This is a genomic window from Nostoc sp. CALU 1950 (assembly GCF_051172895.1).
GTDB lineage: Bacteria > Cyanobacteriota > Cyanobacteriia > Cyanobacteriales > Nostocaceae > Nostoc > Nostoc edaphicum_A.
Genome location: NZ_JBDNJQ010000098.1, coordinates 14,667 through 29,580, shown reverse-complemented (window position 1 = coordinate 29,580; position 14,914 = coordinate 14,667). Strand labels below are relative to the sequence as shown.

At 42.9% G+C, this 14,914-nt stretch carries 10 protein-coding genes and 1 pseudogene; all 11 read right to left on the bottom strand.

The window, feature by feature from the left end:
• Positions 1–96 precede the first annotated feature (96 nt).
• The 11 genes and pseudogenes from trpD to ABF638_RS23775 all read right to left on the bottom strand — a co-directional run bounded on the left by trpD (position 97) and on the right by ABF638_RS23775 (position 14,843).
• Entirely contained in the window at positions 97–1,185 is a 1,089-nt protein-coding gene (gene trpD, locus ABF638_RS23825; protein WP_435025419.1) for an anthranilate phosphoribosyltransferase, read from the bottom strand.
• Between the two features lie 123 nt (positions 1,186–1,308).
• Positions 1,309–2,538, bottom strand: coding sequence for a tryptophan synthase subunit beta (gene trpB, locus ABF638_RS23820; RefSeq protein WP_435025418.1), 1,230 nt, complete (start codon positions 2,536–2,538; stop codon positions 1,309–1,311).
• A 291-nt stretch (positions 2,539–2,829) separates the two neighbouring features.
• Entirely contained in the window at positions 2,830–3,657 is an 828-nt protein-coding gene (gene trpA, locus ABF638_RS23815; protein ID WP_435025417.1) for a tryptophan synthase subunit alpha, read from the bottom strand.
• Positions 3,658–4,020: 363 nt separating this feature from the next.
• A pseudogene (gene trpC / locus ABF638_RS23810) lies at positions 4,021–4,854 on the bottom strand (indole-3-glycerol phosphate synthase TrpC); the annotation flags it as partial.
• Between the two features lie 163 nt (positions 4,855–5,017).
• Positions 5,018–7,222, bottom strand: coding sequence for an anthranilate synthase (locus ABF638_RS23805; protein ID WP_435025420.1), 2,205 nt, complete (start codon positions 7,220–7,222; stop codon positions 5,018–5,020).
• A gap of 471 nt (positions 7,223–7,693) precedes the next feature.
• Positions 7,694–8,878 carry a 3-dehydroquinate synthase gene (locus tag ABF638_RS23800; RefSeq protein WP_435025416.1) on the bottom strand — a complete coding sequence of 395 codons (1,185 nt, stop codon included), beginning with the start codon at positions 8,876–8,878 and terminating at the stop codon, positions 7,694–7,696.
• Positions 8,875–9,519, bottom strand: coding sequence for a DsbA family oxidoreductase (locus tag ABF638_RS23795; protein ID WP_435025415.1), 645 nt, complete (start codon positions 9,517–9,519; stop codon positions 8,875–8,877). The genes ABF638_RS23800 and ABF638_RS23795 overlap by 4 nt, the downstream gene beginning before the upstream one ends.
• Positions 9,520–9,530: 11 nt before the next feature.
• A complete protein-coding gene (tyrA, locus tag ABF638_RS23790; RefSeq protein WP_435025414.1) occupies positions 9,531–10,610 on the bottom strand; it encodes a bifunctional chorismate mutase/prephenate dehydrogenase in 1,080 nt (359 codons plus the stop codon).
• A gap of 3 nt (positions 10,611–10,613) precedes the next feature.
• On the bottom strand, positions 10,614–11,969 hold the full coding sequence (locus ABF638_RS23785) for a glycosyltransferase family 4 protein (RefSeq protein WP_435025413.1): 1,356 nt from the start codon (positions 11,967–11,969) through the stop codon (positions 10,614–10,616).
• A gap of 110 nt (positions 11,970–12,079) precedes the next feature.
• A complete protein-coding gene (scyF, locus tag ABF638_RS23780) occupies positions 12,080–13,279 on the bottom strand; it encodes a scytonemin biosynthesis PEP-CTERM protein ScyF (protein ID WP_435025412.1) in 1,200 nt (399 codons plus the stop codon).
• 178 nt (positions 13,280–13,457) lie between these two features.
• Positions 13,458–14,843, bottom strand: a complete 1,386-nt coding sequence (locus ABF638_RS23775) for a ScyD/ScyE family protein (protein WP_435025411.1) — start codon at positions 14,841–14,843, stop codon at positions 13,458–13,460.
• Positions 14,844–14,914: the final 71 nt, after the last annotated feature.

Genomic DNA, 14,914 nt, shown 5'->3' with positions numbered 1-14,914 from the left:
GGGGGATCAAAAGCCTGTGGCGCAACTCTTAAAGACTTGTGTGTACACCGTAGCCCCGAAACGGAGAGAGGCTTAATCCTATGAGAAGAGGTTCGTCTAGCGTAAAAATTCAGCGAGTTGTTCTAGTTTTGTCCAAGCCGCGCCGCTTTGCAGAATTTCCTTCGCAAGGGTAATACCTTTAACACAACAGGCTAAAACATCCGTTTCCCCATGAATGGCTTCACCAACTTGGAGCGCTAGGGCTGTATTTAAAGCGACTACATCTTGCTGCGCTTGAGTACCTTTACCTTGCAGAACTGCCTTTAAGATTTCGGCATTTTCTTGGACATCTCCACCACGCAACGCCAGAGTTGGGGCAAAATTCAACCCAAGTTCTTGAGGATTCAGCGTTAGAGAACGAACTTTTTTATCTTGGAGTACAGCTAAGTCAGTGACATCTGCTAAACCAGCTTCATCTAAACGTTCCCGTCCGTGAAGTGCGATCGCTTGTTGACATCCCAATTGCGATAAAGCTTGAACAATTTCCTCTAGTAAAAGCGGATCGTTCACACCAATAATTTGCCCCGTTGGCCGCATGGGATTTACTAGCGGGCCGAGCAAGTTAAAAACAGTCCGCACTTTCAAAGTTTTTCGCAAAATTGCGATCGCTTTGAGTGCAGGATGCCAACCTGGAGCAAACAAAAAGGTGATTCCAACTTCACCTACTGCGGCTTGTACTTTTTCAGGAGTGGCGTTGAGATTTATCCCCAAAGCTTCCAGCACATCAGCCGAACCAGTCTTGCTAGATGCCGAACGATTGCCATGTTTGGCAACTTTTACCCCGGCGGCGGCGGCAACAAAAGCGACAGCAGTCGAAATATTAAAGGTTGAAGCCCCATCTCCACCAGTTCCACAGGTGTCAATTAGAGGGATTGGGGACTGGGTACTGGGTACTGGGGATTGGGATTGTAAGACCCTGGCCATGCCCACTAATTCTTCTGCGGATACACCTTTGGCTTGGATTGCGGCTAAAATTGCTCCTGATAGGACATGGGGAATGGCATCTGTGAGCCAACCTTGCATCAAATCTGTAGCTTGGGAAACCGTCAACGATTGCCGATTTAACAACTGTTGCAATAAAGCTGGCCAGTTGTAGAACTCAGGAGTAACGGGGATTTCAGGTGAAATTTGAGTTAAAGCTATCATATTGGGTATTTGTCATTGGACTAGTTCTGAATGGAGAATAAGTTTGTAGTAAGGACTTTAGTCCTGAATTTTTAAGCACTAAAGTGCTTACTACAAACCCGTCTAAATTAATGACATGAACCACTAAGGAATCAAAACTTTGGCGACGGTTTGCACATCTTTGTCACCTCTACCAGAGCAATTGATGACGATGCGGGGATTGCCTTTTAACTGAGGACAAAGGGTTTCGAGATATGCGATCGCATGAGCAGTTTCCAATGCTGGGATAATTCCTTCTAGTTGCGAAAGTCTTTGGAATGCATCTAACGCTTGTTTATCGGTGACGCTGTAATATTCGGCGCGGCCAAGATCCTTTAAATAACTATGCTCTGGCCCTACACCGGGATAGTCTAATCCGGCACTTATTGAATGGGCTTCGATGACTTGACCATCATCATCTTGCAGTAAATAGCTCATTGCACCATGCAATACACCTATTTTTCCCTTTGTCAAGGTAGCGGCGTGTTTTTCTGTATCTACACCTTCACCCGCCGCTTCGACTCCAATTAGACGCACTGAAGATTCATGGACAAATTCATTGAATAAGCCGATCGCATTGGAACCTCCACCCACGCAAGCCAGTAAAATATCTGGTAATCCTCCCCATTTCTCCTGGGATTGAGCGCGAGTTTCTACACCAATTACCGCGTGGAAGTCACGGACAATCATTGGGTAAGGATGAGGGCCGGCAACGGAACCAAGGATGTAATGCGTTGTTTCCACATTTGTCACCCAATCTCGAATTGCTTCGGAAGTTGCATCTTTGAGAGTTCCCGTACCCGCTTCTACTGGATGAACTTCTGCCCCCATTAATTTCATGCGGAAGACATTCAGCGATTGGCGTTCCATATCGTGGATGCCCATGTAAATTACACATTTCAAACCGAACCTAGCACATACGGTTGCAGTCGCTACACCGTGTTGTCCTGCACCTGTCTCGGCAATAATCCGTTGCTTACCCATGCGTTTAGCTAGCAACACCTGAGCTAAAGCATTATTAATTTTGTGAGCGCCTGTATGATTTAAATCCTCACGCTTTAAATAAATTTGTGGCCCAGTGCCATCTGGTCTAGCGTAGTTTGTTGTCAGGCGTTCCGCAAAATATAATGGGCTGGGTCGTCCTACATAATCACGCAGTAAGTTTTGCAGTTCTGCTTGGAAACTCGGCTCGTTGCGATATTGATGAAATGCTGCTTCTAACTCACTTAATGCAGGCATTAAGGTTTCTGGGACGTACTTACCGCCAAATCTGCCAAATCTGCCTAAAGAATCTGGTTGAACGGTTGCAGTTTTGATGTCTTGTATGCTTACCACTGGTTAAAATCCTTTTATGTTGAAATATATTTTTGAGAACTGAATATAGCGGTTCTCGGTTGAGTGAGGTAAAGGAACCCCACCCTAGGGTTTACCCCCCTTAATCCCCCCTTGCAAAGGGGGGAAAAAGAAATCCAGTTCTCTCCCTCTTGCAAAGGGGGGAAAAAGAAATCCAGTTCCCTCCCCTTTCCAAGGGGAGGGTTAGGGTGGGGTAAAACCTTGGGTTTTTCAGCTATTTCAGACTTGTGTTTACACCGTAGGTTCTTCGAGAGGGGACTATGATGTACCTTTTTACTTAGCGGAACCAACTTTTTGTAGGGATACTGGGGTAATTGCTGCTTTGAGTTCCCGACAAAATTTTTCTACAGCTTGCAATCCTTCAGTTGGAGTACCTTCAGATAAACGTTTGACGAAGGCACTACCAACAATCACCGCATCTGCTCCCCATTCCATGACTTGATGCGCTTGTTCTGGTGCTGAGATGCCAAAACCAACGCCGATGGGTTTATCGGTGACGCTTCGTAAGTCGGTAATTAAATCTTTTACACGGTCTTGGATTTGAGCGCGGATACCTGTAACTCCGGTGACGCTTACAAGATAGATAAAACCTTGAGATTGACGAGCGATCGCTAAAATCCTATCTTTAGAACTAGTAGGAGCTACAAGTAAAATTACCTCAATTCCAAAAGATGCAGCAGTCTGGATTAATTCTTCTGCTTCTTCTAAGGGTAAATCTGGCACTACCAACCCTCGCACCCCAGCCGCAGCAATTTTTAGCAAAAATGTCTTAATACCCCGGTGCAAAATGGGATTGTAATAAGTGAATAGAATTATCGGCGCTTTCAGTGTAGGAGTTACAGCTTCTAACATCTCTAGCACTTGCTCTAATTTCGTGCCTTTTTGCAAAGCGCGAGTTGCGGCTGCTTGAATTACAGGCCCATCTGCGAGAGGATCGGAGTAGGGAATGCCCAACTCGATGAAGTCAGCGCCATTGCGATCTAAGATACGTAAAGCCTCAGCAGTGGTTTTTAAGTTAGGATCGCCTGCTGTGATAAAGGGGATTAAAGCACACTGTTGGCGATCGCGTAAAGTCTGAAAATGAGCGGAGATAGAAGTCATTCTGAAAAATAGTTAATGATTGGTTAATAGTTCTGGAATAATCAACACTTAGCAATTAGCGATACCCACGCTAAATTTTTTGTTAATGAGTCTTTGATACTCGTGAATGAGTCTTTTAGCTCCGTTAACGAGTCTTTGATACTCGTGAATGAGTCTTTTATCTCCGTTAACGAGGCTTTTATCTCCGTTAACGAGTCTTTTATCTCCGTTAACGAGTCTTTTATCTCCGTTAACGAGTCTTTGAACTCCGTTAATGAGGCTTTTATCTCCATTAATGAGGCTTTTATCTCCGTTAACGAGTCTTTTATCTCCATTAATGAGTATTAGAGCTTCATTTTTTAGGTTTACCTCAGAACTCAGAACTCAGTACTCAGCACTCAAAAGACTACGCACAGCTTGTTCTACATCGCTTTGTTTAACTAAAGACTCTCCAACCAAAACCGCACGAACACCAGCTTCAGCGACAAAAGATAAATCATCAGGTGTATAAAGTCCAGACTCACTAACGACGGTGATATCTAAACTTTGCAAATATTGCTGGCGCTGTGTTAAAAGTTGCTGTGTTATTCCTAAATCAACGGTAAAATCTTCTAAATTGCGATTGTTGATTCCTACTAAATGTAAATCGTCAAGCTTAAACACTCGATCCAGTTCAGCTAAAGTATGGACTTCTACCAGTGCATTCATGCCCAAATAGTGAATCAGTCGCAAAAAGCTTTGAAGTTCTTGGTCTGATAAGATAGCTGCAATCAACAAAACTGCATCTGCGCCTGCTGTCCGTGCTAAATAAATTTGATAGGGGTCAATGATGAACTCCTTGCACAGTAGGGGTAATGCAACTTGCTGACGGATACCACGCAGATTATCAAAACTGCCCTGAAAAAACTTATGATCAGTGAGGACTGATAGACAAGCTGCACCACCTCGTTCATAAGCTTGAGCGATCGCTACAGGGTCAAAATCTGCCCGAATAATCCCACGGCTAGGTGATGCTTTTTTTACCTCAGCAATTAAGCTAGGTTGGTTAGGATTTTGTTGTAAAGCAGCTAAGAAATTTCGGACACTTGGAGCCTTTATTAACTGCTGTTGCAAATCAGCTAAAGAAAATTCCTGCTGCATCTGTGCAACTTCTTGCCTTTTATGCAATACAATCTCTTCAAGAATATGGCGAGAAGCGGTAACTTGGTTAGTCATAAAATGCTTGAGTGAATGGGAAAATAATTAATTATTCTCGTTCCTAGATGGAATCTGGGAATGCATACAATACGGTTTAGAGACGCGATAAATATACAAGACGCGATAAATCGCCGTCTCTACAAGTATTGGGAATGCATGGGAACGAGGCACTTTTGACAAATGACTAATGACCAATGACTAATGACTCTTCGATGTGTGTATATGCCCGCACCACATTTTTAATGATTTCCAGACCGACTTCCCCGGCTAAAGTCATGATTGATTCTGGATGAAACTGAACGCCGGCGATGGGAAGTGTCTGATGTTCAATGCCCATAATTACGTCGTCATCAGAAATCGCTGTCACCTTCAGTTCTTTTGGCAAATGCTGCGGTAGGGCAAATAATGAGTGATATCTACCGACTGTGAAGGATTCGGGTAAATTTTTGAAGGTGACAGAATCGGAATCAGTCACGAAAATTCGTGAAGATTTACCATGTTGAGGATAGTTGAGAACTCCCAATTCTCCACCAAAAGCTTCAACGATACTTTGCAGTCCTAGACAAACTCCGAAAATGGGAATTTGGCGATAAAGAAGGGCGCCGATAGTTTCCGAAACTCCAAAATCACTTGGTCTACCAGGGCCGGGAGATAATACAACTAAGTCAGGGCGTTCTGTGTCGAATAGTGAATCAGAAAAACCGTGACGTAATGTAGTGACGCTTGCACCAGTTTGACGAATGTAATTAGCTAATGTATGAACAAATGAGTCTTCATAATCTATTAGTAAGATACGTTTGCCATCTGCTGCACTGGGGAAGATTTTAGTTAATTTTAAGGAACTGGACTCATCAATTTTCTGACTCGTTTGCTTAACACGGCGAATCGTTTCAAATAAAGCAGCAGCTTTGGTAATGGTTTCTTGTTCTTCTGCTTGGGGTATGGAGTCATAAAGAACAGTAGCGCCAACTCGCACTTCGGCGATGCAGTCTTTTAATCGGATTGTCCGCAGAATTAATCCAGTATTTAAATTGCCATTGAAATTTAAATAGCCGACTGCTCCACCATACCAACGGCGGGCGCTACGTTCATGCTGTTCAATAAAATCTATGGCGGCTTTTTTGGGTGCGCCTGTGACTGTAACCGCCCAAGTGTGGGAAAGAAAGGCATCTAAGGCATCAAATTGCGATCGCAATATACCCTCAACATGATCCACTGTATGAATTAAATGGCTGTATAATTCAATTTGGCGACGACCAATCACTTGTACTGAACCAGGTTCGCAGATTCGGGATTTGTCATTGCGATCGACATCAGTACACATGGTCAACTCAGCTTCATCTTTGTGGGAGTTGAGTAAATGACGAATTTGCACCGCATCGTCAAGAGCATCTAATCCCCGGCTAATAGTGCCACTAATGGGACAAGTTTCTACCCGTTTCCCTTCAACTCGCACAAACATTTCTGGAGATGCGCCAATCAAATATTCTCCACCTAAATTAAAAATAAACCCATAAGGACTAGGATTTATATCCTTTAAAGTTTCAAATAGTTTGCTGGGTTCATCTTCATAGTCTTCAAAAAAGTTTTGACTAGGAACAACCTCAAATAAATCGCCTCGGCGGAAATAATCGAGTGCAGCCTCAACTTTTTTGGCATACTCGCCTACTTTATGATCAGCAGTTTGATTCGGGAGAAGATGTTTGCCGCGATAATCAACAGACTCACCTGTTCGAGGCAAATTCTTCGTGTTGCCATGCGCTGTTTTAAAATCATATTGGAGACGAAATGCCCGTTGCTGATAGTAGTCAACAACTATCAATTCATCTGGCAGATAAAGCACCAAATCACGCTGATCTGTAGGACGTTCCAGACGTTGGGTAATTGGTTCAAACTGAAAAACTAAGTCATAACCAAACGCACCATATAATCCTAAATGCTCGTCTTCTTGACTAGAAAAAGTATGTAGAATTTCGCGGACAACAGTAAATGCTGAAGGTTGCTTACTGCGTTCTTCTTCAGTAAATAATCTTTTCGTAGATTTAACGAAGCCAACAATATTGTTATTATCTAGGGCAATTTTCTCAAGTTGTATTGAGTTAGATAAACACTCTAAAAGTAATGGTAAAAGTACTTGACCACGTTCATTTAACGCTATCAAATTAAAAGCATTTTCCTGTGTAGTCAATTCCAATGGAGGATTGACAAATCCGATCGCCCATCTTTTGTATCTGCCTGGATATTCGTAGCTGCTTCTTAGCAAGCCTCCACGCTGAGAATTTAAGTGAAACAGAATATCTTCAAGGGCAGTGTCCATCTTCACTTCAGTGATGGAGCGAGAAACACTTACACCGCCAAGGGTTTTATAAGAACGGGAATCAAAAATCATGGGTAATTTCTCACTAATTGTCATTTGTCATTTGTCATTTGTAGATATGACGATGCTATCTGAGTTATGAAGATTAAATAACCACCTTATCTACTAGAGGCTTTGTCAACGCGAAATGTATCGTAGAGAAAAAAGAATATTTATGAATGCTATAAATAACTAATTTAGACAACTCGATATCAATCTAAATCAACCTATTTTCATCTGCGGATTATTTGTGAAAAATATAATCAAAAACTTGTCGCTTCTTACTTAAGAGTACTAGATATCAAGCAGATAATACATTGAATAATTTTTCGATCGGGTGTCAATTTATTCGCTTTTTATACAGCTTATCTAGTACTTTTCCAAACAACGCTGTTTGAAATTCTCCGCCTCCCTCAAAAGTAGTAGATCATCTCAAAACCTAGCATTAAACCTCTGCGTTACTCTGCGCTTCCCTCCGCGTCCCTCTGCGTTTAAAATCCAATCCTAAAACTCCCTCAACAACGATATTGCTTCCCTATACAACAACAAATTCACCTCATGAACCTCAATTCCTTTTCCAATCCCTTGTAACAACATTAAAGTCAATTCTCCCCCCAAATGTTCGCGGAATTCAGTTAAACCCCGGAACAAACAATCAGGATCTTCCAATTGTGATAACTTCTCAACCATTTCTGGCACATACAACATAAAACCCAAAGCCGATAAAGTATTTAATATCCGTTGCCATTCTGAGCAATCAAGCAATCCTAATAAATAAGAATAGGTGCTATCCAAAGCAATACCGATCGCAACTGCTTCGCCATGACGCAAGCGATAATTAGTCAAATGCTCCAGTTTATGAGCCGCCCAATGTCCAAAATCCAGGGGACGAGACGAACCCATTTCAAAAGCATCGCCGCTATTGGCAATATGTTCTAGGTGCAACTGAGCGCAACGATAGATAACCTGTTGCATGGTATCCATGTCTCGCCGCGCCAGGGCTACGCTGTGAGAGTGGATAAAATCAAAAAAGTTAGCATCCTTAATCAGCGCCACTTTGACGGCTTCTGCAATTCCAGAACGCCAATCGCGATCGTCTAAAGTTGTCAAAAAGGCAGAATCATTTATAACAGCAAAAGGTGGCGCAAATGTACCGAGAAAGTTCTTTTTACCAAAGGCGTTGATGCCGTTTTTTACCCCAACCCCGGAATCATTTTGTGCTAATACCGTTGTCGGAATGCGAATCAGGCGAATTCCTCGGTGAGCAGTAGCAGCAGCGTATCCTACCAAATCCAACATCGCCCCGCCTCCGATCGCTAATATGTAGGAGTGGCGACATAATCCGGCGGCTTCAATCTGTTGGTGGATTTGCTCTACGAAAGTGCGATCGTTTTTGGCAGCTTCTCCTCCCGAAATTATCATGGGTTCAGCTGCGATCGCTAGCACCTCTGCATAAAACTTGGTATACGCGACTAATTGCTTCACCAATTCCGGTTGAAACTTTAATATTCCTGCATCTATTACTGCAATTAATTTCTTCGGCTTTGTCTCCCCATCTGCTGTAACCACTTGCGCTAGCGTCGGGTTTTTCAACTCAAATAAATTCTGAGTGAAGTAAACCTCGTAGTTAAAAGTAACCGCAACCCGTTGATGAATTAATCTACTTTTTTGCTTGATGTCAACAATCATATTTTTGCAGGTATATCTAAAAGTGCAGCACGATTCAAAGTTTCGAGGAACAACTCTACCGAGTGAGAACCATTTACCTTGACTTTGTTATTGATGACGAAAAACGGCACGCTATTAATGCCATTTAACCGAGCAAATGTTGATTCAGCAACAACTGCATCACTCACAGCATGATTATTTAATTGCAACTTTAATTCGCCAGTATCCATCTGATATGCTGTACCGATGGCAACAATAACGTTAATATCTCCGAGGTTCAAACCATCTTCAAAGTAAGCTTTATAAATAGCTTCTACGACATCGTTTTTAACGCTTGTGGGTGCAAGTGCAATCAGTTGATGAGAAAGCTTAGTATTGACAGCCAAACGGACTTTTTCAAAATCTAACTTAACTCCAGCCGCCTTACCTGCACGTTGTGTATAATCAAACATCTGTTGCAATTCTTCCGCTTTCATGCCTTTTCTATTTTGCATAAAGCTACGAAATTCATAACCTTCAGCAGGAACGGTATTATCTAGAAGAAATGGGTGCCAGCGGATATGCACTTCTTGTTCTTGCCATTGTGCCAGTGCATCAAACAGATGTTTTTTCCCAATTCTGCACCAAGGGCAAACGGTATCGTGAAAGATATCTATCAGCATAGTTTTTTTACTCAAATGCTAATATTTGTGTGCATTTGTGGTTGAAAATCTCGTTGCAGAGCCGTTGTATTTAAAGGCTGTAAAAAAGTGCTAATTTTCTCTTCTAAAAAGCTTTGAGTATTTTCAAACTCTTTAATTAATGCGTCTCTATCTTTTTGTGCCACCAGTCTTGCTAATCGGCTGTAAGTATTAGCTAAAAAAGTAATAGCATTACACCTTTCTTCTGTAGCTAGCATAATATCAACACATAAATTAGGATTTTGAGAAAACAAACGTTTAACAATATCGATTTCTTGACGGTAGTTAGGAGTTGACATTGTTAAACTCTGCTCTATATCCACTCTTGTTTGTGCTAAGAAAACGCCCAAACTAAATCTACAGAAATGCTGCGTTGCTTGAATAATCACCATCATTTGATCGTGTTCTTCAGGCGTGCAAAAAATTAATTCACCACCTTTACTTTTAAGAAAGTCTAACAACCATTGAAATGAATCATCATTTCGGCCTGGACATACTACCACTTTTTGTCCCAAAAACGATTTCATATTTGGCCCAAACATTGGATGTAAACCCATGACTGGGCCAGAATGATGTTCAAGCATTGCTTGAGTTGGCTGAGTCTTAATACTTGTGATGTCACACAAAGCTGTAGTTGGAGCAAGATATTTTGCAGCCCGCTTGATAACATCAACCGTATGTTCAATAGGAACACTTACTAATACTAATTCTGCCTGACTCAAGAGTTGCTCTGCATATTCCCAATCTTCATGTTCGAGAATACTAACATTATGGCCTACTAGCGAAAGCTGCTCTTTGAATAATCTTCCCATCCTACCGCGTCCACCGATGATGGTAATTTGTCGGGGGCTGACATGATTTGTGGCAGATTTAGGGGTAAGACTGGCATGACAACTCTTGACTAAACTAGTCCAAACAGACTCAGGAATACCAGCTTGAGCGAGTAGGGGAGCCACATCAGCCAGTTGTTCATCTAAAGGAGGCTGTTCTGATGCTGCTAATAATGATATGCGATCGCTAAGTAGGGCGATCAAGCTTTGGTCAGTTTTTTTAAGTTGATCTGAATTTGTCATTGGTCATTTGTCATTAGTTATTTGTCTTTGAGATACTACGCGCACAAGGGGCGAGGTATGTACCAAAAACTCTTTATTAATAAGTGATTCTTTAGAACTCATTTCGGGCAATATATCCAAAGTTGTCACCCGTTTGGCGATCGCATCATAAAATAACTCTTCATACCTATTTAGCGCTTGTTCAAAGGAATAGTTTTCTACCGCAAACTTTCTTCCCTTACGACCTAATTTTGCTGCTAATTCCGGCTGATTATATAAATCCAGCACCGCCGCAGCCAAAGCATCTGCTGACTCTGGCTCAACGATAACGCCGCCACCACTTTCCTTGATAGCTTTCGCAGCAGTCCCAGTAGCGGGAACTGAACCCACAATTGGGCGACCACTAGCTAACAACAGTGGTATTTTAGAAGGCATATTGAAGGAAATCACATTGCACTTTTGCACAATCAACCCAATATCTGCGGCTGCTAACATTTGCGGTAGTTTTTCTCGCGCTTGCAAGGGTAAAAGCAAAACGTTATCTGCACCACAAGCAAGACAATGTTTCTGCAACCTTTCAAGAGCTTGGGATTCACCGGCTATGACAAAGACAATTTCTTTGAGATGACGCAACCGAACTGCTGCTTCTATGACTGTCTCCAAACCTTGCGTCAGAGCAATATTACCTGAATAAAGCACTACAAATTTACCATCGAGTTGATGGGTAGCTCTCCAAGAGTTATTCTCCTTTGGTAAAGGGCGAATAAAATTTAGATTCACCCAATTGGGAATGCAAGCAATTTTATTAACAGGTACATCTTTATTTATTAAATTATCTACAAAACCATCGGCAATTACGCTAATAGTATGTGCAGTTCGGTAGGCAAATTTTTCTAAAGCTTCCAGAGCTTGAATCATCAACTTATTTTTAATTAGCCCAACACGCACAGCAGCTTCCGGGAGGATATCTTGCACATTCAGCACTACTGGGCAGTTGTATAACCAACTTATTAAGGTTGCAGGTAAGCAAACTAGTAACGGCGGTACTGTTAACAGAATTACATCAGGTCGCTCGCCCTTAAGAGCTTGTGGCAAACTCGTAAAAACAAAGCTCAACTCTAGCAGTAGCCGGTCTACGAGGTTAGGTTTAGACTTAATCCGCAGGTAGCTACGCTGAATTTTGACACCATTTTTCTGTTCAGTAACGTATAACTTACCCCGATATCCGTCGTAAATCTGACGCTGAGGATAGTTAGGCATACCTGTAATTACCCGCACTTGATACCCCCGCTTCACCAGACCTTCTGCTAGTTCAGTCATCAAAGGTGCAATACCAATTGGTTCTGGATGATAGTTGTATGAATAAATCAGAATGTGCATTAACCGTTAATGTCCTGAAGGTTTGTAGTAAGCACTTTAGTGCTTAGAAAATAAGGACTAAAGTCCTTACTACGAACTTGCTTACCTATCAATTTCGACTTGACAGACTACTAGCACTGTTTTTGCAGTTCTTTTTCTAAATTAAAGGCTGGCTTTTGTTGTCCACGTTTCCGCAATGTGATGGTAGCAGCCCCGAATCCGAGCAATGCTAAACCCAATGCTGAACTAGATTCCGGTACTTGCTTCCTGTTTTCTACATTTAGCACTTGGACGCGACCTTGGAAGAAATCGCCCACATAAAGCTTGTCATCTTTGAGGGTTGTGCCACCCGTCCAGTTAAATCTGCCGGGAGCGAGGTCGAGGGGGTTGCCAAAAGGAGGGCCAGTGAATGCTGGAGGCGGTACAGGATTACCTGATGCATCGCGGGCATTTTCACCGAAGGAAGTCAAGAAGTTACCGTTTTTATCAAACACCTGAACGCGGCTGTTGATAGAATCAGCTACATAAATATTCTCTTGGTCGTCCACTTCGATGCCAATTGGCTGAAGAAACTGTCCAAGTTCGCTACCTGCTGAACCAAATGCCAACAGAGGATTACCAGTTGGATCGAGTATTTGAACGCGGTTGTTATACTGGTCAGCTACAAAGATATTTCCACTAACTGGGGAAATTCTTACACCTGCTACACCTTGGAACTCACCAGGTGCAGTGCCTCTGGTACCACCAATGACACCAAGTTGCTGTCCGTCTGATGTATATTTAAGAATCCTTTCGCCGTTAAAATCACCAACGTATACGTTGCCAGTTTCGTCAAATGTCAAACCAGATGGCCCAAAGAACAATCTATCCTCTACCAGAGGGGTAAATGCTCCATTTGCAAAGGATCTAATAAAGTTACCCTGAGAATCGAATTGATTGATGCGGTTGTTGTAAACATCACCTGAATACAGATCCCCTGTTACTGGATTAAAGTCTACAGTTGTTGGCTCGTCAAACTGCCCGGGCCCTGTGCCGCCGGAGCCAATTGCTCCAATATACTGACCGCTAGGATTAAATATTTCAATTTTGTTACCAAGGTCGTAGTTAGGAGTACCATCCGCCGGGTTAATACCGCGCCCGTTAGCGATGAGGGTATTCCCTTGGCTATCCACCGCTATGCCTTGAGGAACAAACAGTTCTCCAGGGCCGAAGCCAGGACTACCGATACTTCTGTCGTAAGTTAATGTTACAGCATTGGCTTGGGCTGCTGTTGCTAACACGGTGAATCCTGTACCGAGAATAGCAAGTGACAAATTTTTGACTAATCCCATGAGTTTGAAGTCCTGGTTGTATGAGTGTATACTCTTTCCTAGACTAATTTTGTTCCCAGTCCTAGTTGGGGAACCCTAAAATTCGGGCTGCTGCCTCTTGTTTGAAATGCAACTTTCTGTGTGAGGCAGCAGCCTATTCTGTAAGCTTTACCTGAGAGAATAGGCAGGTAGTGAGGAATTAAACTATCTCTGCTTTGGGTAACAACTCTTCACCCAAATTGTCTTGGCGTTTGCGCTTGGCGATCGCAGCAGTTGCGCCTACACTAGCAAGTGCTAATAAGCCCAAGATTGAGGTGGGTTCGGGAACTCTTTCTGTAACGACATTATCCACTCGAACCACCGAACCTAGTTCGGGGCCAACACCGCGCTTGGTGATGTATATCTTCCCGTCAGGGCCAATATCGATTCCAGCAGATGATTCCAGCCCTTCACCAGCAGCAACCAGGGTTGTGCGAGTTAAATCTGGAGCAACTTGAATCAGAGAACCGGGGAGGAATCGCAAGTCACCTTGCAACTGAGACTCGTCGCCGAACTGCAAGACTAGCAAGTTGCCTTCTTCATCAAAGGTCAAGTCTGTGATTTGTGTAAACCCATCCAGAAAAACCTCTGGGTTCCCATCGTCGCCGATGCGGAAGATCCGCGATTCATTTTCTGGATATGGAAAACCTGAATATTCGGCAACGTACAAGGCTCCATCGGGGCCAATTGTGCCACCTGTAGGTACTGATTGAATTGCGATGTTTCCTCCTGGAAGTATTTCTACTAGCCCTGGAGGTAGTTCTTGTCCTGGTGGAAGGGGCGGTAATGTTGAGGCACTAAGGACTTTCTTGGGAATTGCGATCGCTTCAGACTCACTTCCGTCAAGTTTGATTTTGTAGGCGGTGTTTCCACCCCCGTCAACGACATAAGCAGTATCACCACTAACGGTCAAATCAAAGGGGTTGGTAACTACATCCCCACGGTCTGGGTTATTAGTAATTTCATACTTGCCGAAGTCAAAAATACTTTCTAGTTCCCCGGTATTCAAGTCAGCTTTGAAAAGTTGTGCCAAAAGCGGGGTATTCAGGACTTTATCGGGTGTGGATGGGGGGAAAGTAACAAGTTGCTGCTCTGGGATTGGGAAATTAGCACCAAGGTTAAGTGATTCTAAATCACGATTTCCTGGATAACCAGCAAACCCAGTCAGAAGATAAGCATTTCCCTGAGAGTCAAATTGTATGTCTTGAATACCAGCGCCTTGGTTGCCACTGGGTTGCTCTGCTATAGATTGAAAGTTATTGAATAGACGCTGTGGCTGACCACCTGGTGTAACTTTGACCAGTGAACCACTATTACCAGCACAGATAGGCTGAAACAGTGTACTCGGAGATGGTTGGCAATTTCCGTTTCCTCCGATACCTGGTTCTGCTACGTAGAGAGTGCCATCGGGGCCAAAGCTAACAGCCCGTGCATTACTGATTCCATCGACAATTGTCGTTAGGGTTGCAGCTTGTACAGATGGTGTTCCGCAAATAGCAGCAAAACAAAATGTCAGAGATGTCAGAGCAAATGATTTGAGTTTCATACCTTTCAAGGGAGATTAAAAGTTAGTAATTTCGGGAAAGTTTTATGGTTTTAAAGACAAGAAATCCTAGT